Annotated in this window: 1 other RNA gene and 1 pseudogene; both read right to left on the minus strand. The window is 61.3% G+C overall.

Annotated elements, in window-relative coordinates:
* Positions 1–39: 39 nt before the first annotated feature.
* An RNA gene (gene ffs, locus ACRPFF_RS11175) (signal recognition particle sRNA small type) lies at positions 40–136 on the minus strand.
* 12 nt (positions 137–148) lie between these two features.
* Positions 149–319, minus strand: a pseudogene (gene ruvX / locus ACRPFF_RS11180) (Holliday junction resolvase RuvX); the annotation flags it as partial.
* Positions 320–432 lie beyond the last annotated feature (113 nt).

Here is a 432-nt window from a genome sequence, read left to right on the forward strand (position 1 = left end):
GGGAACGCCGGAACAGCGAAGCTCCGGCGTTTCAAAGAGGGGGGCGGGCCAAACCCCCGGAACTGGCGCAGCGGAGGGGGCTGCGGGCTGCCGCCCCTGACCCGGTGTTCCGATTGGCCATGCGGGGAGACCCGCCCTCGAGAAAACCGTGCAGGATGGCTTGCGCCGCCACTTGGTCGAGCACCGATTTGCGTTTTTTGCCCAAGACCTGTGCTTCCGAAAGCAGGCTTTCGGCATAGACGGACGACAGCCGTTCGTCAACCCAATAGACGGGGAGATTGAACCTGCCGTTCAGCCTGCGTCCAAACTTGCGCGACAGGTGCGTGCTCCTGTCGGATTATTGGGGTTGATGACGACGATGGCTTTGGTCTGTCTCTTATACACATCTCCGAGCCCACGAGACTCGACGTCATGTCGTATGCCGTCTTCTGC

Source organism: Neisseria sp. SLRRB23 (assembly GCF_050896295.1).
GTDB lineage: Bacteria > Pseudomonadota > Gammaproteobacteria > Burkholderiales > Neisseriaceae > Neisseria.